Here is a 21,737-nt window from a genome sequence, read left to right as displayed (position 1 = left end):
GGTCGGTGTTGCGGCCCAGCACGGACTGCAGCCACGCCCGGTACGAGCGCGCCGGGCTGCCGCCACCCCGTGTCTGGCCGGCACGCCCCCTCATGGCCGGATCACCACGATTTCCTCGCCTTCGGGAAACTTCATCCCCAGACGGTCACGCGCGACCTGGTCGATGCGGTTGCTCTCCGACCAGGTCGCCTGCTCCAGCTGCAGCCGGCCGAAATCGATGTCCAGCTCGTCGCGCGCCTTCTCCAGCCGGCTGATCTCGACGAACAGCACGCGATGGCGATGGCGCGCATGCACCACCGCCAACGCCGTCGCCAGGTTCGCGACCACCAGCAAAGTGAGCAGCAGGCGCAGGGTCATGCGGCCTCCTGCACGGGAAGCTTCTCGGCCACGCGCAGCACGGCGGAACGCGCGCGCGGGTTGACCGAGGTCTCGTCGAAGTCGGCCTTCTGCGCCCCACCGATCGCCAGCAGCTGCGGATCGAACGGGATCTCGATCGGCATCCGGCGGTTCGCCGGCGGCGCCTTCGCGTGCCGGTTGATGAACTGCTTGACGATGCGGTCTTCCAGCGAATGGAAGCTGATCACCACCAGCCGGCCGCCGGGCTTCAGGCGCGACAGCGCCGCATCCAGCCCGGCTTCCAGATCCGCCAGCTCGCGGTTGATGAAGATGCGGATCGCCTGGAAGCTGCGGGTGGCGGGATGGATTTTGTCCTTGCCGCGCGGCATCACCGCGGCGATCAGCTCGGCCAGCTGGGCCGTGCGGGTGATCGGCTGCTCCTCCCGACGCGCAACGAGGGTGCGCGCGATCTTGCGCGACTGGCGCTCCTCGCCGTAGGTCCACAGCACGTCGGCGATCTCACGCTCATCGGCCGTGGCCAGCCATTGCGCGGCGCTCTGGCCCACGTCGGGGTCCATGCGCATGTCCAGCGGGCCGTCCTTGCTGAAACTGAAACCGCGCTCGGCGACATCCAGCTGCGGCGAGGACACGCCCAGGTCCAGCAGGACGCCGTCCAGGCCGGCCCCGGTCGCACCCCAGCGCGCCATGTCGGCGAAGCTGCCGCGGAAGATCGCCACCCGCGCGTCGCCACCGAAATCACGCTCGGCCACCGCGATCGCCTCGGGATCCTTGTCCATCAGCAGCAGGCGGCCGTTCTCGCCCAACAGATCGAGCACGCCGCGCGCGTGACCGCCTCGACCGAAGGTGCCGTCCAGATAGGTGCCATCCCCGCGCACCTGCAAACCGTCCAGGGATTGCCGGTACATCACGGGGAGGTGGCCGGAGGTCGCTGTGCGCTCCACGCCACCGCCCGTCATAGGTTCAGGCCGAGCAGTTCGTCGCCCAGATCGTCGACCAGGGTCTGACGGATCTGTTCGTGGTGAGCCTGCTCGCTCCACAGTTCGAACTTGTCGCCCATGCCCAGCAGCACGGCCTTCTTTTCGATGCCGATGGCCGCGCGATGGCTGGCGGGAACGGTGATGCGGCCGTTGCCATCGAGCTCGACGATGCTGGCGGCACCCACCAGCTTCAACTGCAGGGCCCGGTTGATGCGCTTGCCCTTGGGCAGCTTGTTGACCTGGTCGCGGATCTCCTGCCACTTCTGCAGCGGATACAGATAGAGGGAGCCGGCCTCGAACGGGTTGTAGGTAATGACCAGGTGGTTGCCGCAATCACGCACGACCTGATCGCGGTAGGCGGTGGGCACCGCCATCCGGCCCTTGTCGTCGATCGTGATGGCGGTCTCGCCCTGGAACATTGCGCACCTTTGCGTGGGCCCGCCTCTCTGGGCGGTTCTGCCTGTCGGGCAACCGGGAAAATCCGATTGCAGCCATTGAAAACCACAAAAAACCCGGTTTTCCCTCCGAACACCACCTTAGGGACGGCTCCAGGTGATGTCAACGAATTTCAAAAGGAAATTCATCAACGGGATCAATAGCTTGCGTAACACTTCAGAGTCTTATTCAAGACTTGTCGGCTAAGCCTTGTTTCGTCTCATATTTTGAGACGCAGCTCACTGCGGTGGCGGGCCCGGAAGCAACGCCAGCCTTCACGCAGCCTTCATGCTGCGACGCAGCAATTGCGCGGTTCGAGCACGCCCCCGGCAATCCTGCGCGGGTCGAACCGGGCGAATGCGCCCTGGGCGGGTCTCGGTGCGGAAAAAAGTGGCGGAGCCGGCCGATAAGCCGGGTTCTGTCGTGGACAGTCATTCCTCTAGGCGCATCGTCACCGATACGCTCAAGCAACCTACCCGGACCCGACGCGGGCAGCGCCATGAGGTCCCTATTTGGTCTTGCTCCCGGTGGGGTTTGCCGTGCCGGTCTGTTGCCAGACTCGCGGTGCGCTCTTACCGCACCGTTTCACCCTTGCCACGCGCCCGGCATTCTTTCGAACACCGGACCGTTCGGCGGTCTACTCTCTGTTGCACTTTCCGTCGGCTCGCGCCGCCCAGGCGTTACCTGGCACCGTGCCCTGTGGAGCCCGGACTTTCCTCGGCACCGTCGCGGGCGAACCCGCTGCGATGACGCGACTGTCTGGCCGACTCCGCCGCGCGCAGTCTACCGGTTGCCGGAAGGTCGCGGGGGCTTGTCTCGCCCTCGACGGGTGCTGGAATTCAGCTGGAGGGCAGACCGGCGGCGCAGCTTATCTCTGCTTGCGGTGGCGTAGCGCCCTATCCGGAGCCAGATCATCCGTTTGATGCGCCTGTCAGTTTCACGGGCAGCGCCTGCCGGGCATCCCGATCAGTCGCTCCACGATATTCGCTTGGTGATCGGGACGCCCGACAGGCGCCATCGAATTGTCTCGGTGGCCGATGGAACAGAAGACTCACAACACGCGACGTCAACGAAGCGCCGATGCGGCGTCTTGGCGGGGTGTTGCGGACAGCAGGCCATGGATGGCCTGCGGCGGTGAGTGCGGCCATGGATGGCCGCCCGAACCGGGCAGCAAGCACCCCGACAGGGCGACGCTCCTGCCGGAGTCGACGAACTCGCCCCATGTGGCAGCCCGCCAGGCGCCTGCTTCGTCTTCTACGGCTCAACGTAACTACTTGCCATTTGCCGACGAGCAAGCGTCCATGGATTCCCGTCTTCGCGGAAATGACAGACAAAAATGAGTCGCTCAGACCGTCCCTGACGAACTCCGCCGATGTGGCCGTTACGCCTCAGCGCCATCCCGGTCGCCACTGCCATACAGCGTTTTGCGGGGGGCGCCGCTCAGTTCGGCGGCGAGTTTCGCCGCGGTCGAGGGTGGCAGGTGCGCGGACAGCATCAGATACAGCCGGCGGCCTTCGACCAGCTTCGCCTCGGTGTCATCGCCGATGCCTTCCACCACCAGCACGAACTCGCCCTTGCGCTGGTTGGGGTCGGCCTGCACGTGCGTCAGCAGTGTTGCCAGATCGCCATCGAGCACGGTCTCGAACAGCTTGGTAAGTTCGCGCGCGAGCACGGCGCGGCGGTCGGGGCCGAATGCGGCGACGAAATCGGCCAGGGACTCTTCGATGCGGTGCGCGGACTCGTAGAAGATCAGCGTGCGCGTTTCCGCCGCCAGTCGCGCCAGCCGCTCGCGCCGCGCGCCGGATTTCGCTGGCAAGAAGCCCTCGAACGCAAACCGGTCGGACGCGATGCCCGCCACGCTCAGAGCGGCGATCGCCGCGCAGGCACCGGGCACGGGCGATACCCGCACGCCGGCCTCGCGGGCGGCGCGTACCAGCCGGAATCCGGGGTCGCTGACCAGCGGGGTGCCGGCATCCGATACCAATGCCAGCGAATCGCCGGCCTGCAACCGGGCCACCAGTTGCGCGGCCTGGGCGTCCTCGTTGTGCTGGTGCAGGGCCAGCAGCGGACGCTCCATGCCGAAGTGCGACAGCAGTTGGCGGGTGTGGCGGGTGTCCTCGGCGCAGATGGCATCGACGCGGGCGAGCACCTCCAGCGCGCGGGCGGAGATGTCGCCGAGGTTACCGATCGGGGTCGCGATGATGTGCAGGGTGCCGGGCTTGTGCATCGTGACGATGGTAGGGATGCGGCCGGCGGAAGTCTTGCGCCGATCCGCGTGCGCGGCTCATTCAGCCCGCCGGACCCGCTGCAGCGCGTCGACGCGGTCGGCGGCGGTGCCGGTAGAATCGACGGCGGTCCCCACTGGAACGCCGCCCCGCGGCGAGCGCATGCCGATGAGCTTTCACATTCCACGTCCCCGGCGCAGCTGGTTGTTCGCCCTCGCCATGGCTGTCGTGCTGCTGGGCGGCTGCGCCTCCCTGTCCAGCCCGTCATCGACACACCTCGGCCCGCACCCCGTCGTCGCCGAAGCCGGCGAGCTGGTGCGCAGCGGCGCCGGCAACAGCCCGATCGATGCGCTGTTGGCGCAACTGGACAACGCCACCCTCGCCCGCGAGGCGGCGGCGTTGCCGGTCGGCGATCCGGTCTACAACCATCTGGCGCGTGCGCTGCTGGCGCGCGGCCTGCCGTTGCCGCGCCCGCTGGATCGCACGCCGTGGCGGTTCGATGCCGGCAACCGGCCGACTGCCGACCGGGACGGCTATCGCCCGCCGGTGAAACTCGGCGTGTTGCTGCCGCTGTCAGGCGAGCTGGCCGTCGCGGCGGCCTCGGTGCGCGACGGATTCCTCGCCGCGTATTACGCCGAGTCGCGGCGCCGGCCGGAGGTGGCGTTCTACGACACCGAGGGCGGCGGCGGTGCGGTGGCCGCGTACGACCGCGCGGTCGCGGCCGGCAACGATTTCGTGATCGGCCCGCTGTCGCGCGAGGGCGTGGATGCCCTGTTCCGCCGCGGCGCGCTGCCGGTCCCGGTGCTGGCGCTCAACCACGGCACGGTGCCACCGCCGGCCGGCAACGCGAGCTTCTCGCTGTCGCCGGAGGACGAAGGCATCGCCGCCGCCGATCTGCTCATCCAGCGCGGCGCGCGGCGGGTACTGGTGGTGGCTGCCGGCGATGACAACGCGCGGCGCTCGGTGGATGCCCTGCGCACCCAGTTGGCGGCGCAAGGCGCGGTGGTGACCGACGTGGTCCACCCCGGCATCGTCGATCTCGCTCCGTTCGCGCAGAAGGAAGGCGGCATTGATGCGGTCTTCCTTGCCGTGCGCGGCACGGCCGCCCGCGAACTGATGCCGAAGCTCGCCATGGCCGGCCTGGCGGGCAAGCCGCTGGTCGCCACCTCGCAACTGCTTTCCGGCACCGGCGATGCCGGCGAGGACCGCGTGCTGGACGGCATCGCCTTCCCCGGCGAGACCTGGACCAGCGGCCGCCACGTGCCGGGCCTGCCTCCGGCCGCGAGCGCCGCAAAAACCACGCCCACCGCGCGCGGTCCGGCCGCCCGCCTGTTCGCGTTCGGGTACGACGCCTGGCTGCTGAGCGCCTACATGGAGCGGCTGGCGCAATCGCCCGATGCCCATGTGGCCGGCGCCACCGGCATGCTCGGCATCGACTCGTCCGGCAACGTCCGGCGTGTGCCCGCCTGGTCGACGTTCCAGGGCGGCGTGACGGCCGCACTGCCCAGTGCCGCCGGTCGCTGACCGCCGCAGCCGGGGCACGGCGGTCGAGGCCGCCGCGCGCGGGTACCTGGTCGAAGCCGGCCTGAGTCCGGTCGCGACCAACGCCAGCTACCGCCTGGGCGAGATCGACCTGGTGATGCTCGACGGCGACACGCTGGTGTTCGTCGAGGTGCGCTACCGGCGCGACGCCCGCTTCGGCGGCGGCGCGGTTTCGGTCGATGTCCACAAGCGACGCAAACTGGTGCGCGCCGCGCAGATGTTCCTGCAGCGCCACCGCCGCTACGCCGACGGCGCGTGCCGGTTCGACGTCGTCGAAGCCGACGGCGACCCCGAAGCGCCGCGCCTGAACTGGCTGCGCGACGCGTTCCGGGCAGACGACTGCTGAGCGCCGGCCGCGCGATTTCCCGATCATGACCACGCCCCTGCCCTCGTCTTTGCATCGCGACATGACCGACCTGCTCGGTGCGGGCTGGCTGGTCGATGACAGCGAGCGGCTGGCCTACGCCTACGACAACTCGCGGCGGCTGGCGCTGCCCGACGCGGTGGCGCTGCCGACCTCGACCGCGCAGGTGATCGCGCTGGTCCGCGCCTGCCGCGCGCACCGCATCCCGCTGGTCGCGCGGGGCCGCGGCACCAACACCACCGGCGCGGCCGTGCCCGTCCAGGGCGGCGTGGTGGTGTCGTTCGAGCGCATGGACGCGATCCTCGACATCCGTCCCGGCGACCGCTGCGCGGTGGTCCAGCCCGGCGTGCTCAACGGCGACCTGCAGACCGCACTCGCGCCGCACGGCCTGTTCTGGCCACCGGACCCGACCAGTGCCGCGTTCAGCACCGTCGGCGGCAACCTGGCCTGCAACGCCGGCGGCCCGCGCGCGGTGAAGTACGGTGCCAGCCGCGACAACGTCCTTGCCCTGACCGCGGTCACCGGCGCGGGCGAGCTGATCCACTGCGGCACCGCGACCACCAAGGGCTCGACCGGTTACGACCTGCAACGGCTGCTGGTCGGCAGCGAGGGCACGTTGGCGCTGATCGTCGAGGCCTCGCTGCGCCTGACGCCGTTGCCCTCCGCCCGGCGCGCGCTGCGGGCGATCTACCGCGACGTGTCCAGCGCCGCGCGGGCGGTCGCGCGGCTGATGGCGCAGCCGGTGACCCCATCGATGCTGGAGTTCATGGACGCCCAGGCGGTGCGCCTGGCCCGCGATGTCGGCGGCGCCGAACTGCCGCACGATGCCGGCGCGTTGCTGATGATCGAGGCCGATGGCGATGCCGATCGCCTGCCACACGACATCGAGGCCCTGATGCGCGCGGCCGAAGGCGACGGTCTGGTCGCCCTCGACGATGCCGCCGATGAAGCCGCACGCGCGCAGCTGTGGGCGGCGCGCAAATCGCTGTCGCCGGCGCTGCGCACCCTCGCCCCGGGCAAGATCAACGAGGACGTGGTGGTGCCGGTATCGCGCATTCCCGAACTGGTCGATGGCGTGCAGCGGCTGTCGCGCGAGTGCGGCCTGCCGATTGTCTGCTTCGGACACGCCGGCAACGGCAACCTGCACGTCAACCTGATGTACGACCCGGCCGACGGGGATCAATCCGCGCGCGCCAACGCCACCATGGCCGAGGTGTTCACGCTGGCCATTTCGCTCGGTGGCACGCTGTCGGGCGAACACGGGATCGGTCTGGCCAAGCGCGACTTCATGCCCCGGGCCGTCACCCCGCCGACGCTCGCCCTGATGCGACAGATCAAGACCGCCTTCGATCCCGACGGCATCCTCAACCCGGGAAAACTGCTGCCGCCGTGAGCCGCGAACTCGACGAGCTGCTGGTCCGCATCCGCGCCTGCCGGATCTGCGAAGCCCACCTGCCGTTGGGGCCGCGCCCGGTACTGGCCGCCAGCGCCAGCGCCCGCCTGCTGATCGCCAGCCAGGCGCCCGGCCGCAAGGTGCACCTCAGCGGCGTGCCCTGGGACGATGCCAGCGGCAAGCGCCTGCGCGAATGGCTGGGGATCGATAGCCAGACCTTCTACGACGAGCGCCAGGTCGCGATCGTGCCGATGGGCTTCTGCTACCCCGGCAAGGCCGGTTCCGGCGACGCCCCGCCGCGTCCCGAATGCCGCGCCACCTGGCACCCGCAATTGCTGCCGCTGCTGCCGGACATCGGCCTGACCCTGCTGATCGGCCAGTACGCCCAGGCCTGGTTCCTCGGCCCCCGGCGCGGCGACAGCCTGACCGCGACCATGCGTGCGTGGCGCGACTACCTGCCGCACTACCTGCCCCTGCCCCATCCCAGTCCGCGCAATGTGGCCTGGTTCAAGGCCAACCCGTGGTTCGAAGGCGAGGTGCTGCCGGTGCTGCGACAGCGCGTGCACGAGGTGTTGTCGTCACCGCCGCCGAAGGGCGCGCCAACGCAGTAACCGCGGGCTGGCGTGCGCCCGGTTTGCTGGACGCCGCCTTTTCATCAATCGCCCTTTCCCGCGCGCCCGTGACGGAATCGCTTGCCGGTCGCCGGCAGGAAGCCTCGCAAGGATGGCAAACCGAACGGGCGACGGTCCATTTGGCACCACCGGGTCGCAACGTGCTCCGGTACGGTCACTCCGCAAAGTGCGTGTAGCCGGGACGCGGCGGATGCCACTGCCCGCCACCGGCGTCCCGTGCCCGCACGCCTTCGCCAGCGATCACCCGGCCGATGCGGGTGATCGCGGTGGCGGTCTGTACCGCCAGGGCATCGATCGATTCGCGTGCGCGCACCGGGGCGCTGAAGCACAGCTCGTAATCGTCGCCGCCGGTCGCCTGCAACACGCGGCGCTGCCGCAGCTCGAATGCGCGCGCCAAGGCGGGCGAACACGGCAGGGCATCCAGCTCGATCTCGGCCGCAACGCCGCTGGCGCGACAGATGTGGGCGAGATCGGCGAGCAGGCCGTCGGAAATATCGATCCCGGCATGGGCGAGGCCACCCAACCGCCGACCCACGGCGACGCGCGGCGTCGGCCGGTCCAGGCGCGGACGCAGGAGCTCGATCGCCTCGGCGCGCGCACTTTCCAGCGGCGATGGCGGATCAGATGCCGGGTGCGAAGCTCGACCGCGTTCATCCTCGTCGCGCTTCAATGCCGGAAGACCCGCGCCGGGCAGCAGCAGTGCCAGCGCCGCCGCCGCATCACCCAGCGTGCCGGTCACCCAGAGGTCGTCGCCCACCTGCGCACCGTCGCGACACAATGCGCCGCCCGGCTCGACCAGACCGTGCGCGGTCACGCTGATCGACAACGGCCCGCGGGTGGTATCGCCGCCGATCAGGGCCACGGCGTGCTGCGCCGCCAGGCCAAGGAAGCCGTCCAGAAAGCCGTCCAGCCAGGCCGGATCGTCGGCCGGCATCGACAACGACAAGATGCACCATGCCGGCTCGGCGGCCATCGCCGCCAGGTCGGACAGGTTGACCGCCAGCGCCTTCCAGCCAATGTCGGCCGCCGCCGTGTCGAGCGGGAAATGCACGCCGGCGTTGAGCGTGTCGGTGCAGACCACCAGCTGCCGACCGGCAGGCACCTGCACGATCGCAGCGTCATCGCCGATGCCGAGCACCACGTCCCCGCGCGTCGCGGCGCGCGAACGGATGCGATCGATGAGGTCGAACTCGGCCAATGGGGTTACCTGCAGATTGGGCGCGGCGTGCTGAAGCCCGCATCGCGCAATGTGATCCGGAACACCGGCCTGGCCGGCCTCACCCTGCCGCAACCACCGGACTGTCCCATGGCGCCGGTCGGGAGGCCCGTCCACCAAGCGAATTTCGTGGAGCGACTGGACGGGCCTCCCGGCCGGTGCCCCACGGGTCCCGCCCCTGCTCTTTCGCCCTACCGCTTCCGCGACGCACTCACCTCGACCGCGCGCCACTGCGCTGCGGCATGGTCGAGCACCCCGTTGACATACGTATGCCCGTGCTCCGCACCGAAACGCTTGACCGACTCGATCGCCTCGTTGATCACCACCCGGTACGGCACGTCCGGCCGGTGGTGCAACTCGTAGGCGGCGATGCGCAGCACCGCCAGCTCGATCGGATCGACCTGCTCGATATCGCGGTCCAGGAACGGCGCCAGCGCCTTGTCCAGCTCGACCCGCTGCTTGGCGACCCCGCGGACGAGCTCCTCGAAGTACGCCAGATCGGCGACTTCCCGCGCCTGCTCGTGGGCGAACTGCTCCACCACGTCGCTCACGCCGGAACCCGACAGCTGCCAGGCGTAGACGGCCTGCAACGCACGCCGGCGCGCGCGCGAACGCATGACCGGATCGATCCCGCCCGGACGACGACGCTGGTTCATGCCAGCTTCTCCATCAGGTTCGCCATCTCCAGTGCGGCCAGCGCGACCTCCTCGCCCTTGTTGCCGTGGCTGCCATCGGCGCGCTTCTCGGCATCCTCGTGCAGTTCGACCGCGAGCACGCCGTTGCAGACCGGCACGCCGGAATCCAGCGCGACCCGCATCAGCCCTTCCGAGCAGCCATCGGCGACCTGCTCGTAATGGCGCGTGTCGCCGCGCACCACGCAGCCCAGCGCGACGATCGCGGCGTGCGCGCCGGCGGTCGCGATACGCGCGGCGGCGACCGGGATCTCCCAGGCACCGGGCACCCGGATCACGTCGATCGCCGTTTCGGCCACGCCATGCTCGGCAAAGGTCTTGCGCGCACCGGCGACCAGGGTGTCGGTGATGCGCGGGTTCCAGCGGCTGGCGATGATCGCGAAACGCGCGCCGTCCGGGCTGCGCAGGTCGCCTTCGATATGGGGCATGTAAGGAAAAGCCTTGAAAGGGAAGGATTCGCGAACGACGCGACGGCGCAGTTTACCGTGCGGCCGCGCGCGCCATGTGCATGGGCTCAGACATACTCCACCACTTCCAGCCCGAACCCGGCCAAGCCGACCTGCTTGCGCGGCGTGCCCAGCACCCGCAGCTTGCCCAGGCCCAGGTCGGCGAGGATCTGGCTGCCGGCGCCGTTGCGCCGCCATTCGGCCAGGCCCTGTCCGGCGCCGGGACTGATCTCGTGCGCCGTGGTTTCCGCGGCCTGCGGCTCGGTCCGGATCCGCGCCAGCAAGGTGGCGGCATCGACGTGCTCGGCCAGCAGCACCAGCGCACCGCGGCCCTGCGCGGCGATCGCGGCCAGCACGTCGCCCACCGCCGGGCCGAAGTCCTGCCGTCGCCAATGCAGGCCATCCGCCAGCGGGTTCTGCATCTGCACCCGGACCAGGGTCGGCACGTCCGGATCCGGCTCGCCGAGCAACAGGGCGAAATGCAGCGCGTGGCTGAGACGGTCGCGGTAGGTCACCAGCTGGAACGGCCCGTGGTCGGTCCGGATCACCCGGCTGTCGACCCGTTCGACGGTGTGCTCGGTCTCCAGCCGGTAGCGGATCAACTGCTCGATCGAGCCGATCTTGAGGCCATGCTCGACCGCGAACCGCTCCAGCTCCGGCCGCCGCGCCATGGTGCCGTCGGCATTGAGCACCTCGACCAGCACGCCGGCCGGCTCCAGCCCGGCCAGCAGCGCCAGGTCGGCCGCCGCTTCGGTATGGCCGGCGCGGTTGAGCACGCCGCCGGGCTGGGCCTGCAACGGAAAGATGTGGCCGGGCTGGTTGAGGTCGGCCGGCGCCGCGTCCGGCCGCACCGCGGTGCGCACCGTGTGGGCGCGGTCGTAGGCGCTGATGCCGGTGGTGACGCCCTCGGCGGCCTCGATGCTGACGGTGAAGTTGGTGTGGTGCTGGGAGGTGTTGTCGCGCACCATCGGCGGCAGGCCGAGCTGGTGGCAGCGCTCGCGGGTCAGCGACAGACACACCAGGCCACGCGCGTGGGTGACCATGAAGTTGATGTCGGACGGCTTGACCAGCTCGGCGGCCATGATCAGGTCGCCTTCGTTCTCGCGGTCCTCGTCATCGACGATCACGACCATGCGGCCGGCGCGGATCTCTTCCAGCAGTTCGGGGACAGTGGCAAAGCTCATCGGAGTGGTTCCTGTGGTGTGGGCCGGCGGCAGGGACGCGCCGCGGGCCCGTGATCGTCGTTTCCGCACGGACGGAAACCGGTGGTGGAGGCAAGCGCGGACGGAAGGCCCGCGACGTCAGCCTTCCGCACGGCCCTGCAGCAGGCGTTCGACATAGCGCGCGACCAGATCGACCTCCAGATTGACCGCATCGCCCGGCCCGGTGTCCGCGAAGGCGGTATGGGCCACCGTGTGCGGCACCAGCGCGACCTCGAAGCCGTCCGCATCGACCTCGTTGACGGTCAGGCTGACGCCGTCGACGCAGATCGAGCCCTTTTTGGCGACATAGCGCAGCACGGCGTCCGGCGCGGTGAAGCGCCAGCGCTGCGCGCGCGCATCCTGCGCGATCGCCGCGACCGCACCGACGCCATCGACGTGCCCGCTGACCAGGTGGCCGCCAAGGCGGTCGGTCGGGCGCATCGCGCGCTCCAGGTTGACCGCCGCGCCGACCGGCAATTGGCCGAGCGTGGTGAGCGCGAGCGTCTCGTTGGATGCATCGGCCTGGAACGAGGCCGCATCGAATCCGACCACGGTCAGGCAGGTGCCATTGACCGCGATGCTCTCGCCCAGCGCGACCTGCTCGAACGGCAGCGAGCCGACCTCGATGATGAGCCGGGCGTCACCGCCCAGCGACTCGCGCGCGGCCAGCCGGCCGACGCCCTCGATGATGCCGGTGAACATCAGCGCGGCTCCCGGGGAAGGGAATTGACAGGGGTTTTCATGGCATTGGACATGGATCGTTTCCCGCATGGATGGTCAGCGAAAAACGCCACAAGGCAATGGCGGGCAGCCGGCAAAATGCCAGCTGCCGCCGTCTTCTTTCATCCGGACTATGACCGTCGGCTCCGGCATCGGACCGGATCTGCTGACCCTCCACGGCCACGCCGAAGCATGCCGCCGGAGGCGCTCGCGGGCTTGTCGCGCTGGCTGGTTGCCACCGAAACCTACCGCCGGTGGGGAGTTGCACCCCGCCCTGAAGACGTTACGTGTGCCACCGCTCGGCGGCAGCCCGGCGATTCTAGCAGCCGCAAAAGCCGCCACCATTCCGGCTTGTGGAACGCTGTGGCACGGTTGACGGCCTTGGGGACGGTTGTGGAACGGGCGGAACGGTTGTGGAACGGGCGGATTTGCATGGCGGGGCAATGCCGCCCAGCCAGGAATTGAAAAACAACGGCAACAGCAGCTCAATAGCTTCGGTTGCAGCGTCGCCCTGCCGGGGTGCTTGCTGCCCGGTTCCGGCGGGCCGCTCCGCGGTCCGGCCCGGCGCAGCACGCCGGCCGTTCGCACAGGCGCGCGGCAGTGCCGCGCAAGCCGCCTGCACTCACCCATGCCCCACTCACCGCCGCAGGCCGCTCCGCGGTCCGGCCCGGCGCAGCGCGCCGGGCGTTCACGTGACCCGCGCGACAATGCTGCGCAAGCGGGTCACGCTCACCCATGGCCTGCTGTCCGCAACACCCCGCCCGGACGCCGCATCGGCCATTCATTGGCATCGCATGCGGTGCCATGCCATCAAGTCGCGTGAACCTGCTTTTCCCGTCGGCCACCGAAAGATCCGGGTGGCGTCTGCCGGGTATCCCGATCGCCAAGCGAATATCGTGGAGCGACTGAGCGGGATACCCGGCAGGCGCTGCCCGTGCAGTTAAACGTACTTCGCTGTTGGAACTGCCCTCGACAGTCGCCGAACCCTCATCCGCCCTTCGGGCACCTTCTCCCGGGGGAGAAGGAAAAGTCCGCTGAATGCCGTCGCCGGTCGGCTTTATTCCTTTGATTTCCCACGGCCACCGGACAGTCCGGTAGCGCCTGCCGGGTGTCCCGATCACCAAGCGAATTTCGTGGAGCGACTGAGCGGGGTGCCCGGCAGGCGCACCCGCGCTACCGCAGCTTTTCAATCCCAACCGAACAGAAAAAGCCTACTCACCATCGAATCCGAAGCTCAGATCCGACCCGTAAGCCACGGCACCGCCTTTGATTTCCCACGACCACCAGACAGTCCGGTAGTGCCTGCCGGGTGTCCCGATCACCAAGCGAATTTCGTGGAGCGACTGAGCGGGATACCCGGCAGGCACACTCGCGTCGCCCCGGCCCTTGATAACCGACCTCAGGTCACCGGCCGCCGGACGCTACGACCGCATCGTCGCGGCGTGGCTGCAGCAGCACCCGCATGTCATCGCCCAGACGGCGCGTCTCGATGATGTCCAGCTGCAGCTTGTCGGTCATGTGCTCGATGTTCAGCCCATCGAACAACGGCCGTGCCTGAGATCCCATCAGCACCGGCGCGATGTAGAGCAGCAGCTCGTCCACCAACCCGGCCTCCAGGAACGCCGCGGCGAGGGTCGCGCCGGCCTCCACCTGGACCTCGTTGATGCCGCGCCCGGCCAGCAACGCCAGCACCTCGTGCAGATCGAAGCGCCCGCCCTTCACCGCCACCGTCGCCAGTTGTGCACTGATGCCGCGGCTGAGCTTGGTGTCGGGAGCATGGATGTACAGCGTCGGCGCATCGCCCTCGCGCACGCGGCCGCGCGTGATCGTCGCCAGGCCGGCGTCAAGCACGACCCGCAACGGCGGCTCGAACGGGGTGTCGTCGCCCAGCCGCACGGTCAACGAAGGGTCGTCGGCCAGCACGGTGCCGGCCCCGGTGATGATCGCCCCGGCGCGCGCGCGCCAGTGCTGCACGTCGTGGCGCGAAGCCTCGCCGCTGATCCACTTGGACTCGCCATTGGCCAGCGCGCTGCGCCCGTCCAGGCTGGTCGCCAGCTTGACCCGCACCCACGGCCGGCCGCGCACGAGCCGCGACAGATAACCGCGATTGAGCTCGCGCGCCTGGGCTTCCATGAGGCCGTGGGTGACCCGGATGCCGGCCGCTTCCAGCGTGTCGAAACCGGCCCCGTCGACCTGCGGGAACGGGTCGCGCATCGCCGCGACCACCCGCGCCACTCCGGCGGCCACCAGCGCATCCGCACACGGCCCGGTGCGGCCCGTGTGCGCGCACGGTTCCAGGGTCACGTAGGCGGTCGCGCCCCGGGCCCGCTCGCCGGCGGCCTGCAGCGCCAGCACTTCGGCGTGGGCTTCACCGGCGCGCTGGTGGTAGCCCTCCCCGACCACTTCGTCGCCGTGCGCGATCACGCAACCGACCATCGGGTTCGGCCGGGTCGTGTAGGCGCCGCGCTCGGCCAGGCGCAACGCGCGGGCCATCAGCAAGTGGTCGGTGGCGGTGAATTCGGACATCGGCCAAGGCTCCTCGTCGTATTGGTTTCCGGCCGAAAGCGGTATCAACCGTCGGCCTGGCGAAAAAATCGGGGCGACAGAGACTGCCGCATCCCTCAGCGTTTGCGCCCCTTGTCGAACGCTGGCGTCTTGTCGGACAGCGGGAATGCCCCGCCCAGCAGCGGCAGCTGGTCCTCGCCGGAGCTGTCGCTCTCCAGCCGGTCGAGTTCGTCGCGGAAATCCGCCACGTCCTGGAACGCGCGATAGACCGAGGCGAAGCGGACGTAGCCGACGTGGTCGAGCTTGCGCAGCTCGCCCATCACGAACTCGCCGACCCGCATCGACGACAGCTCGCGCTCGGTGGTACGGCGCAACTGGTGCACCACCGCGCGTACCGCCGCCTCGATCTGCTCCTCCGCCACCGGCCGCTTCTGCAGCGCGCGGTCGAAGCCGGCGCGCAGCTTGCGCGCATCGAACGCCTCGCGGCGGCCGTCGGACTTGATGATCACCGGCAGCTTGAGCTCGATGGTTTCCAGGGTCGAGAACCGCTCGCCGCAGGCCTCGCACACGCGGCGGCGGCGGATGGTCGCGCCATCGTCGGACACCCGCGAATCAATGACGCGGGTGTCGACGTGCTGGCAGAAGGGACAGTGCAAGGCGCAGGGCGGGTTCTAACCCGCCGCCCCCCCGACTTGGACCTGGCGGGTCGAGACCCGCGCTGCGGACACGGGCTCAACCATAGACCGGGAATTCCGCGCACTGCCGGGTCACGTTCCCGCGCACGCCGGCGATGACGGCCTCGTCGTTCGGGTTGTCGAGCACGTCGCAGATCCAGTGCGCCAGCGCGACGCAGTCGGGCTCGCGGTAGCCGCGCGTGGTCACTGCCGGGGTGCCGATGCGCAGGCCGGAGGTCACGAACGGCGAGCGCGGATCATTCGGCACCGCGTTCTTGTTGACGGTGATGTGCGCCTGGCCGAGCGCGGCTTCCGCGTCCTTGCCGGTGAGGTCCTTGCCGATCAGGTCGATCAGCATCAGGTGGTTCTTCGTACCGCCGGAAACAATCCGGTAGCCGCGCGAGATCAGGGTCTCGGCCATCGCCTGCGCGTTCTTCACCACCTGCGTCTGGTAGGCCTTGAACTCCGGCTCCAGCGCTTCCTTGAACGCGACCGCCTTGGCTGCGATGACGTGCATCAGCGGGCCGCCCTGCAGGCCCGGGAACACGATGCTCTGCAGCTTCTTGACCAGCTCCTCGCTCGGATCCTTGGCCAGGATGATGCCGCCGCGCGGGCCGCGCAGGGTCTTGTGGGTGGTCGAGGTCACCACGTGCGCGTGCGGCACCGGGTTCGGGTACACGCCGGCGGCGATCAGGCCGGCGACGTGGGCCATGTCGACGAAGAACACCGCACCCACCGCATCGGCGATCTGGCGCATCCGCGCCCAGTCGACCACCTGCGAGTAGGCGCTGAAGCCACCGATCAGCATCTTCGGCTTGTGCTCGTGCGCCACGCGCTCCATCTCGTCGTAGTCGATCATGCCGCTGTCGTCGACGCCGTACTGGACGATGTTGAATAGCTTGCCGCTGATGTTGACCTTGGCGCCGTGGGTCAGGTGGCCGCCGTGGGCCAGGTTCATGCCCATCACGGTGTCGCCGGGCTGCAGCAGCGCGAAGTACACCGCCTGGTTGGCCTGCGAGCCCGAATGCGGCTGGACGTTGGCGTAGTCGGCGCCAAACAGTTGCTTGAGGCGGTCGATCGCGAGCCGTTCGGCGACGTCGACGTATTCGCAGCCGCCGTAGTAGCGCTTGCCCGGGTAGCCTTCGGCGTACTTGTTGGTCAGCACCGAACCTTGTGCCTCCATCACCCGCGGGCTGGCGTAGTTTTCCGACGCGATCAGCTCGACGTGGTCTTCCTGGCGCCGCGCCTCGTTGGCGATGGCCTGGGCAAGTTCGGGATCAAAACCTTCGATACGTGCGTCGCGCGGGAACATTGCCACTCCGGGATCAGATGGGGGAAAGAGACCCGGAGTTTAGCCCCGCGGGAGGGTACCGGGCCACGTCGGGGAATCCGGCTGTTGTCGCAGTCAAAGGCGCTGAGAGCATGAAGTAGTGCCTTCCGGGCATCCCGAACAGTCGCTCCACGATATTCGCCTGGTGTTCGGGACGCCGGAAGGCACCACCGGAAGGTCTCGGTGGCCGATGGGAAAGCGGGTTCGCGACACGTCAATTAATGAGCGGGCAATGCAGCGTTTTGGCGGGATGGCAGACAGCAGGTGATGGCCGGCTGGTCGACGAGACCCTGTTTCCGAGCCGAAAGATCAAGTCGTTGCTTGCCATTGCGCGGCCAGCGCCTGCCGGGTATCCCGATCAGTCGCTCCACGATATTCGCTTGGTGATCGGGACACCCGGCAGGCGCACCCGAACTTCTCGGTAGTCGAGGAAAAGCGGGCCCACGCAAACCGGAAGCCGTTGTCCCGCAGAACCAAGTCAACGAATCGCCGATGCGGCGTCCTGGCGGGGTGTTGCGGACAGCGGACCATGGGTGAGCGTGACCCGCTTGCGCGGCATTGCCGCGCGGGTCACGTGAACGCCCGGCGCGCTGCGCCGGGCCGGACCGCGGAGCGGGCCCGCGGCGGTGAGTGCGGGCAGGAAGCCCGCCCGAACCGGGCAGCAAGCACCCCGACAGGGCGTCGCTGCAGCCGAAGCCGTGAAGCCGCTGTTGCTTCTATCGCCACGCCCAGCGAACCCCAACCCTCCCTGACCCGCCCCCATGCAGGAATCTCCGGTATCCGGGATAATGGCCGGCTATCGAATCTTCCCGGCCCCTGCCTGCACGCAGGGCGTCGCCGTCTGCCTGCGGAGCCCCCGAATGTCGCAATACATCTACACCATGAACGGTGTCAGCAAGACCGTTCCGCCGAAGCGCGAAATCATCAAGGACATCTCGCTGTCGTTCTTCCCCGGCGCCAAGATCGGCCTGCTGGGCCTCAACGGCGCCGGCAAGTCGACCGTGCTGAAGATCATGGCCGGCGTCGACCAGGACTTCACCGGCGAGGCGCGGCCGGCCAAGGGCATCAAGGTCGGCTACCTGGCCCAGGAGCCGCAGCTCAACCCCGAGCACACCGTGCGCGAGGCGGTCGAGGAAGGCCTGGGCGAGGTCATCAACGCGCAAGCCGCGCTGGACAAGGTCTACGAGGCCTACGCCGACGAGAACGCCGATTTCGACAAGCTCGCCGCCGAGCAGCAGCGCCTGGAGGCGATCCTCGCCACCGGTGACGCGCATACGCTGGAGCACCAGCTGGAAGTCGCCGCCGACGCGCTGCGCCTGCCGCCGTGGGACGCGGTCGTCGACAAGCTGTCGGGTGGCGAGAAGCGCCGCGTCGCGCTGTGCCAGCTGTTGCTGCAGAAGCCCGACATGCTGCTGCTGGACGAGCCGACCAACCACCTGGACGCCGAATCGGTCGAGTGGCTGGAGCAGTTCCTGGCCCGCTACACCGGCACCGTCGTGGCCGTCACCCATGACCGCTACTTCCTCGAGAACGCGGCCGAGTGGATCCTCGAGCTTGACCGCGGCCGCGGGATTCCGTGGAAGGGCAACTACACCGCGTGGCTGGAGCAGAAGGGCGAGCGCCTGAAGCAGGAAGAGTCCGGCGAGAAGGCGCGTCAGAAGGCGCTGGCCAAGGAACTGGAGTGGGTGCGCAGCAACGCCAAGGGCGGCCGCACCAAGGGCAAGGCGCGCATGGCGCGGTTCGAGGAGCTCAACTCGGTCGAGTACCAGAAGCGCAACGAGACCAACGAGATCTTCATTCCGCCCGGCGAGCGGCTGGGCAACTCGGTCATCGAGTTCAAGAACGTGTCCAAGTCGTTCGGCGACCGCCTGCTGATCGACGACCTGAGCTTCATCATCCCGCCCGGCGCGATAGTCGGCATCATCGGCCCCAACGGCGCCGGCAAGTCGACCCTGTTCAAGATGATCACGGGCCAGGAAACACCGGACAGCGGCGAGATCATCAAGGGGCCGAGCACCAAGATCGCCTATGTCGACCAGAGCCGCGACAAGCTGGAGGGCAACCACAACGTCTTCCAGGAAATCTCCGGCGGCGCCGACATCCTCAACATCAACGGCATCGAGATCCAGTCGCGTGCCTACCTGGGCCGGTTCAACTTCAAGGGCCAGGACCAGCAGAAGCTGGTCGGCACGCTGTCGGGCGGTGAGCGCGGACGCCTGCACCTGGCCAAGACCCTGCTGCAGGGCGGCAATGTGCTGCTGCTCGACGAACCGTCCAACGACCTCGACGTGGAAACCCTGCGTGCGCTGGAAGACGCGCTGCTGGAGTTCCCCGGCTGCGCGGTGGTGATCAGCCATGACCGCTGGTTCCTGGACCGCATCGCAACCCACATCCTCGCCTTCGAGGGCGACTCGCACGTGGAGTACTTCCAGGGCAACTACCGCGAATACGAGGAAGACAAGAAGCGTCGCCTCGGCGAGGAAGGCGCCCAGCCCAAGCGCCTGCGGTTCAAGGCGCTGAAGTGACGGATCGGCCCGCACCGCAGGTGCGGCTTTGCCGATCCGTCATCCTCGCGAAAGCGGGGATCCGGGGACGTTTGCGATTCGTTGGCTCGCCACCGGCTCGCGCCCGATCGAGCGCCTGAGCGCCATGCGCGGGGGCCGGGGATCGCAGGATCCAGGGACGTCGCCTTTGCTGTTGCGTTGCTGTTGCTGCCGTACGGATTCTGCAAATGAATGAAGCCGAAGGCGCGATCCCCGCGCGCTCGAGGAATGCACCGGTCGCGACTGACGTCGCTCCTACGCTCCAAGCCAGTGACACGTTGGTGATCGTTTGATCCCGGAGAAACGAACATGACCTTCATGCAGGCCCTGAAACAACGCTGGTCCGATGCCGACTCGCTGGTCTGCGTCGGCCTCGATCCGGAGCCGGCGAAGTTTCCGGCGCAGTTCGCCGACGATCCCGAGGCGGTGTTCCACTTCTGCCGCGACATTGTCGACGCGACCGCCGAGCACGCCTGCGCGTTCAAGCCGCAGATCGCCCATTTCGCCGCGCTGGGCGCGGAGGACGCGCTGGCGCGGCTGATCGCGCACATCCACGCCACCCACCCCGGCATCCCGGTGATCCTGGACGCCAAGCGCGGCGACATCGGCAGCACCGCGCAGCATTACGCCAGCGAGGCGTTCGACCGCTACCGCGCCGATGCGGTGACCGCGAACCCGTATCTGGGCCGCGACTCGATGCAGCCGTTCCTGGACCGCGCCGACCGCGGCGTGGTGATCCTGTGCCGCACGTCCAACCCCGGCGCGAGCGACCTGCAGGACCTGCTCGTGACCGGCGGCGGTATCGAACGACCGTTGGAGCGCCCGCTGTACCAGCACGTCGCCGAAACCGTCGCGCGCGACTGGAACGGCCACGGCAACTGCGCGCTGGTGGTCGGCGCGACCTGGCCGGAGCAACTGCGCGAAGTGCGCGCGATCGTCGGCGACCTGCCCTTCCTGGTGCCCGGCGTCGGCGCCCAGGGCGGCGATGTCGAGGCGGTCGTGAAGAACGCGAAGACCAATGATGGCACCGGCCTGATGGTCAGCTCCTCGCGCGCCGTGCTGTATGCCTCGGCTGGCGGGGACTTCGCCGAAGCGGCCGCGGACGTGGCCCGCAAACTGCGCGGGCAGATCAACCGCTACCGCTGATCCTGCGTCGACCGCCTTTACACCGGTCGATCTGGTTCAGACCCTGGCCGGTCCCATCATGCTGTCCGCACGTTGCGCGGGACGCACATTCGTTTGTCCCGCCTGATCTGGCTTGGTCGTTTTACTTGTCCGCTGCCTGTCGCTACGACCGGTTCCGCAGCAACGCCCGCGTCACCGCAAACGGGAAGCGCGACCAGATCGCGGTGAACACGGCGGCGCGCAGGAGTGGACCGCGCCGGTCGGCCTCGAATTTGCTGAAGTAGCGCCACAGGCCGCGGTGCTTGTGCCACTCCACGAACCACGGGTTCGAGCGGCTGGACACGCCGCGGACGTGGACCACCCGCACCTGGTTGGCCACCGCAACCACGGCGCCGGCGGCGGATGCGCGTCGGCACAGGTCGAGATCCTCGGCGTGCAGGCGGTAGCCCTCGTCGAAGCCGCCGATCCGCTCGAACAGGTCGCGCGACAGGAACATCAGCGCGCCGGATACCGCATCGACCCGCTGCAGCAACTGCGTGTCGTCGGGTGCGATCGCCAGCGGGCGGTCGCCGCGACGAGGTGCGCCATTTGCCGATCTGTCAGGAGAGATAGCGCGGCCACCACGCAACGCGTCGGGGAACCGCCGCAGCAGCGCACCGGGCATTCCGGCGAACATCGCCACGAAATCGGGATTGCGCCGACGCGCGGCCGGATCGCGCAGGCCGTCTTCATCGACCAGATCGGCGCCGAGCAGGATCCCATTCGCCACATCGGCGCGCGCTATCGCCAGTGCCCGCAGCCGGATGAGGGTGTCGGTTTCCACCAGCGCATCGGGATTGACGAAAGCCAGCCAGCGGCATGCGCCTGCCCCCGAACATGCCCCCAAACCAGCCACATCCGCTGCGCCCTGGTTGCAGGCGAGCGCGAAACCGGGGTTGTCGGGATTGGCGATGAAGCGCACGCGCGGGTCGGCGGTGGCGTGGCGCTGGACGATCGCCAGGCTGCCGTCGCTGGACAGGTTGTCCACCACCCGGATCGCGGCCACGCCATGCGCGGCACGCAGGCGCTGCAGGCAGTCGTCGATGGTGGAGGCACTCTGGTAGGTGACGACGACGACGGCGATGTCGGCTTCGCCGGGCAGTGCGAAGAAAGGGTCGGTCATGGAAGCGGAAGGGCGGGCGTCGCTCGATGGTCGGCGCCAAGGCGCGATTCGTCCACCGCGGATTGCTCCACGGGGGATTGCTCCACGGGGGATTGCTTCACGGGCGATTGCTCCAGCGGGGAGTGCTCCGGATCCGGATTCGGCGAGGTCAGCGGCCTTTTCCCGCCATCGCCGGACACCCGATCGCCAGCCACCGG

The 21,737-nt window shown here is 68.9% G+C and carries 19 protein-coding genes, 1 other RNA gene and 1 riboswitch; of the genes, 6 read left to right on the top strand and 14 right to left on the bottom strand.

The features are described 5' to 3' along the window. Positions 1-90: 90 nt before the first annotated feature. From ftsL to rsmI, 5 genes are all read right to left on the bottom strand, one after another. Complete coding sequence (gene ftsL / locus N792_RS01895; protein ID WP_036191960.1) at positions 91-357, bottom strand: cell division protein FtsL; 267 nt, start codon at positions 355-357, stop codon at positions 91-93. After that, a complete protein-coding gene (gene rsmH, locus N792_RS01890) occupies positions 354-1,313 on the bottom strand; it encodes a 16S rRNA (cytosine(1402)-N(4))-methyltransferase RsmH (RefSeq protein ID WP_036191958.1) in 960 nt (319 codons plus the stop codon). Before rsmH ends, ftsL begins: the two co-directional genes overlap by 4 nt. Next, positions 1,310-1,753 carry a division/cell wall cluster transcriptional repressor MraZ gene (gene mraZ, locus N792_RS01885; protein WP_036191956.1) on the bottom strand — a complete coding sequence of 148 codons (444 nt, stop codon included), beginning with the start codon at positions 1,751-1,753 and terminating at the stop codon, positions 1,310-1,312. Before mraZ ends, rsmH begins: the two co-directional genes overlap by 4 nt. Positions 1,754-2,160: 407 nt before the next feature. Beyond that, an RNA gene (gene rnpB, locus N792_RS13325) (RNase P RNA component class A) lies at positions 2,161-2,540 on the bottom strand. Between the two features lie 610 nt (positions 2,541-3,150). After that, positions 3,151-3,996: a 16S rRNA (cytidine(1402)-2'-O)-methyltransferase gene (rsmI, locus tag N792_RS01880; protein WP_036191954.1), complete on the bottom strand. Its 846-nt coding sequence runs from the start codon at positions 3,994-3,996 to the stop codon at positions 3,151-3,153. Between the two features lie 166 nt (positions 3,997-4,162). Here rsmI and N792_RS13655 point away from each other — a divergent pair, with 166 nt between their 5' ends. From N792_RS13655 to N792_RS01860, 4 genes are read left to right on the top strand one after another with little or no spacing between them, the layout of a single operon-like run. Next, positions 4,163-5,518 (top strand): penicillin-binding protein activator, encoded by a 1,356-nt coding sequence (locus tag N792_RS13655; protein ID WP_036191952.1) that lies wholly within the window; start codon positions 4,163-4,165, stop codon positions 5,516-5,518. Beyond that, on the top strand, positions 5,502-5,882 hold the full coding sequence (locus N792_RS01870) for a YraN family protein (protein ID WP_036191950.1): 381 nt from the start codon (positions 5,502-5,504) through the stop codon (positions 5,880-5,882). Before N792_RS13655 ends, N792_RS01870 begins: the two co-directional genes overlap by 17 nt. A 25-nt stretch (positions 5,883-5,907) precedes the next feature. Beyond that, positions 5,908-7,293, top strand: a complete 1,386-nt coding sequence (locus N792_RS01865) for an FAD-binding oxidoreductase (protein ID WP_036191948.1) — start codon at positions 5,908-5,910, stop codon at positions 7,291-7,293. Then, positions 7,290-7,904 (top strand): uracil-DNA glycosylase family protein, encoded by a 615-nt coding sequence (locus N792_RS01860; RefSeq protein WP_036191946.1) that lies wholly within the window; start codon positions 7,290-7,292, stop codon positions 7,902-7,904. Before N792_RS01865 ends, N792_RS01860 begins: the two co-directional genes overlap by 4 nt. A gap of 175 nt (positions 7,905-8,079) precedes the next feature. Here N792_RS01860 and thiL read toward each other — a convergent pair whose 3' ends face one another. The 8 genes from thiL to glyA form a co-directional block, all read right to left on the bottom strand. Beyond that, complete coding sequence (thiL, locus tag N792_RS01855) at positions 8,080-9,123, bottom strand: thiamine-phosphate kinase (protein WP_036191944.1); 1,044 nt, start codon at positions 9,121-9,123, stop codon at positions 8,080-8,082. A gap of 209 nt (positions 9,124-9,332) precedes the next feature. After that, a complete protein-coding gene (gene nusB, locus N792_RS01850; RefSeq protein WP_036191941.1) occupies positions 9,333-9,797 on the bottom strand; it encodes a transcription antitermination factor NusB in 465 nt (154 codons plus the stop codon). Continuing rightward, positions 9,794-10,261 (bottom strand): 6,7-dimethyl-8-ribityllumazine synthase, encoded by a 468-nt coding sequence (gene ribH, locus N792_RS01845; RefSeq protein ID WP_036191939.1) that lies wholly within the window; start codon positions 10,259-10,261, stop codon positions 9,794-9,796. The genes nusB and ribH overlap by 4 nt, the downstream gene beginning before the upstream one ends. Positions 10,262-10,347: 86 nt before the next feature. Then, entirely contained in the window at positions 10,348-11,463 is a 1,116-nt protein-coding gene (gene ribB / locus N792_RS01840) for a 3,4-dihydroxy-2-butanone-4-phosphate synthase (RefSeq protein ID WP_036191937.1), read from the bottom strand. Positions 11,464-11,580: 117 nt separating this feature from the next. Beyond that, a complete protein-coding gene (locus tag N792_RS01835; protein WP_036191935.1) occupies positions 11,581-12,183 on the bottom strand; it encodes a riboflavin synthase in 603 nt (200 codons plus the stop codon). A gap of 128 nt (positions 12,184-12,311) precedes the next feature. Next, positions 12,312-12,487: riboswitch (FMN riboswitch) on the bottom strand. A 1,118-nt stretch (positions 12,488-13,605) separates the two neighbouring features. Continuing rightward, entirely contained in the window at positions 13,606-14,727 is a 1,122-nt protein-coding gene (ribD, locus tag N792_RS01830) for a bifunctional diaminohydroxyphosphoribosylaminopyrimidine deaminase/5-amino-6-(5-phosphoribosylamino)uracil reductase RibD (RefSeq protein WP_036191933.1), read from the bottom strand. A 95-nt stretch (positions 14,728-14,822) separates the two neighbouring features. Next, complete coding sequence (nrdR, locus tag N792_RS01825; RefSeq protein ID WP_036191931.1) at positions 14,823-15,362, bottom strand: transcriptional regulator NrdR; 540 nt, start codon at positions 15,360-15,362, stop codon at positions 14,823-14,825. Positions 15,363-15,438: 76 nt separating this feature from the next. Then, positions 15,439-16,692 carry a serine hydroxymethyltransferase gene (glyA, locus tag N792_RS01820; RefSeq protein ID WP_036191929.1) on the bottom strand — a complete coding sequence of 418 codons (1,254 nt, stop codon included), beginning with the start codon at positions 16,690-16,692 and terminating at the stop codon, positions 15,439-15,441. A gap of 878 nt (positions 16,693-17,570) precedes the next feature. Between glyA and ettA the strand changes: the two genes are divergently transcribed. Together ettA and pyrF are read left to right on the top strand one after the other, a co-directional pair. Continuing rightward, entirely contained in the window at positions 17,571-19,235 is a 1,665-nt protein-coding gene (gene ettA / locus N792_RS01815; RefSeq protein WP_036191927.1) for an energy-dependent translational throttle protein EttA, read from the top strand. A 327-nt stretch (positions 19,236-19,562) separates the two neighbouring features. Then, positions 19,563-20,399: an orotidine-5'-phosphate decarboxylase gene (gene pyrF, locus N792_RS01810; protein WP_036191925.1), complete on the top strand. Its 837-nt coding sequence runs from the start codon at positions 19,563-19,565 to the stop codon at positions 20,397-20,399. Positions 20,400-20,541: 142 nt separating this feature from the next. Here the strand turns inward: pyrF and N792_RS01805 are convergent, their stop codons facing one another. Beyond that, the gene (locus N792_RS01805) at positions 20,542-21,540 is read right to left on the bottom strand and encodes a glycosyltransferase (protein WP_052103259.1); all 999 of its coding nucleotides are present in this window, start codon (positions 21,538-21,540) and stop codon (positions 20,542-20,544) included. Between the last annotated feature and the right edge of the window lie 197 nt (positions 21,541-21,737).

Origin of the sequence: Lysobacter concretionis Ko07 = DSM 16239, assembly GCF_000768345.1 — a bacterium.
Lineage (GTDB): Bacteria > Pseudomonadota > Gammaproteobacteria > Xanthomonadales > Xanthomonadaceae > Novilysobacter > Novilysobacter concretionis.
This window is presented reverse-complemented; position numbering and strand designations above follow the sequence as displayed.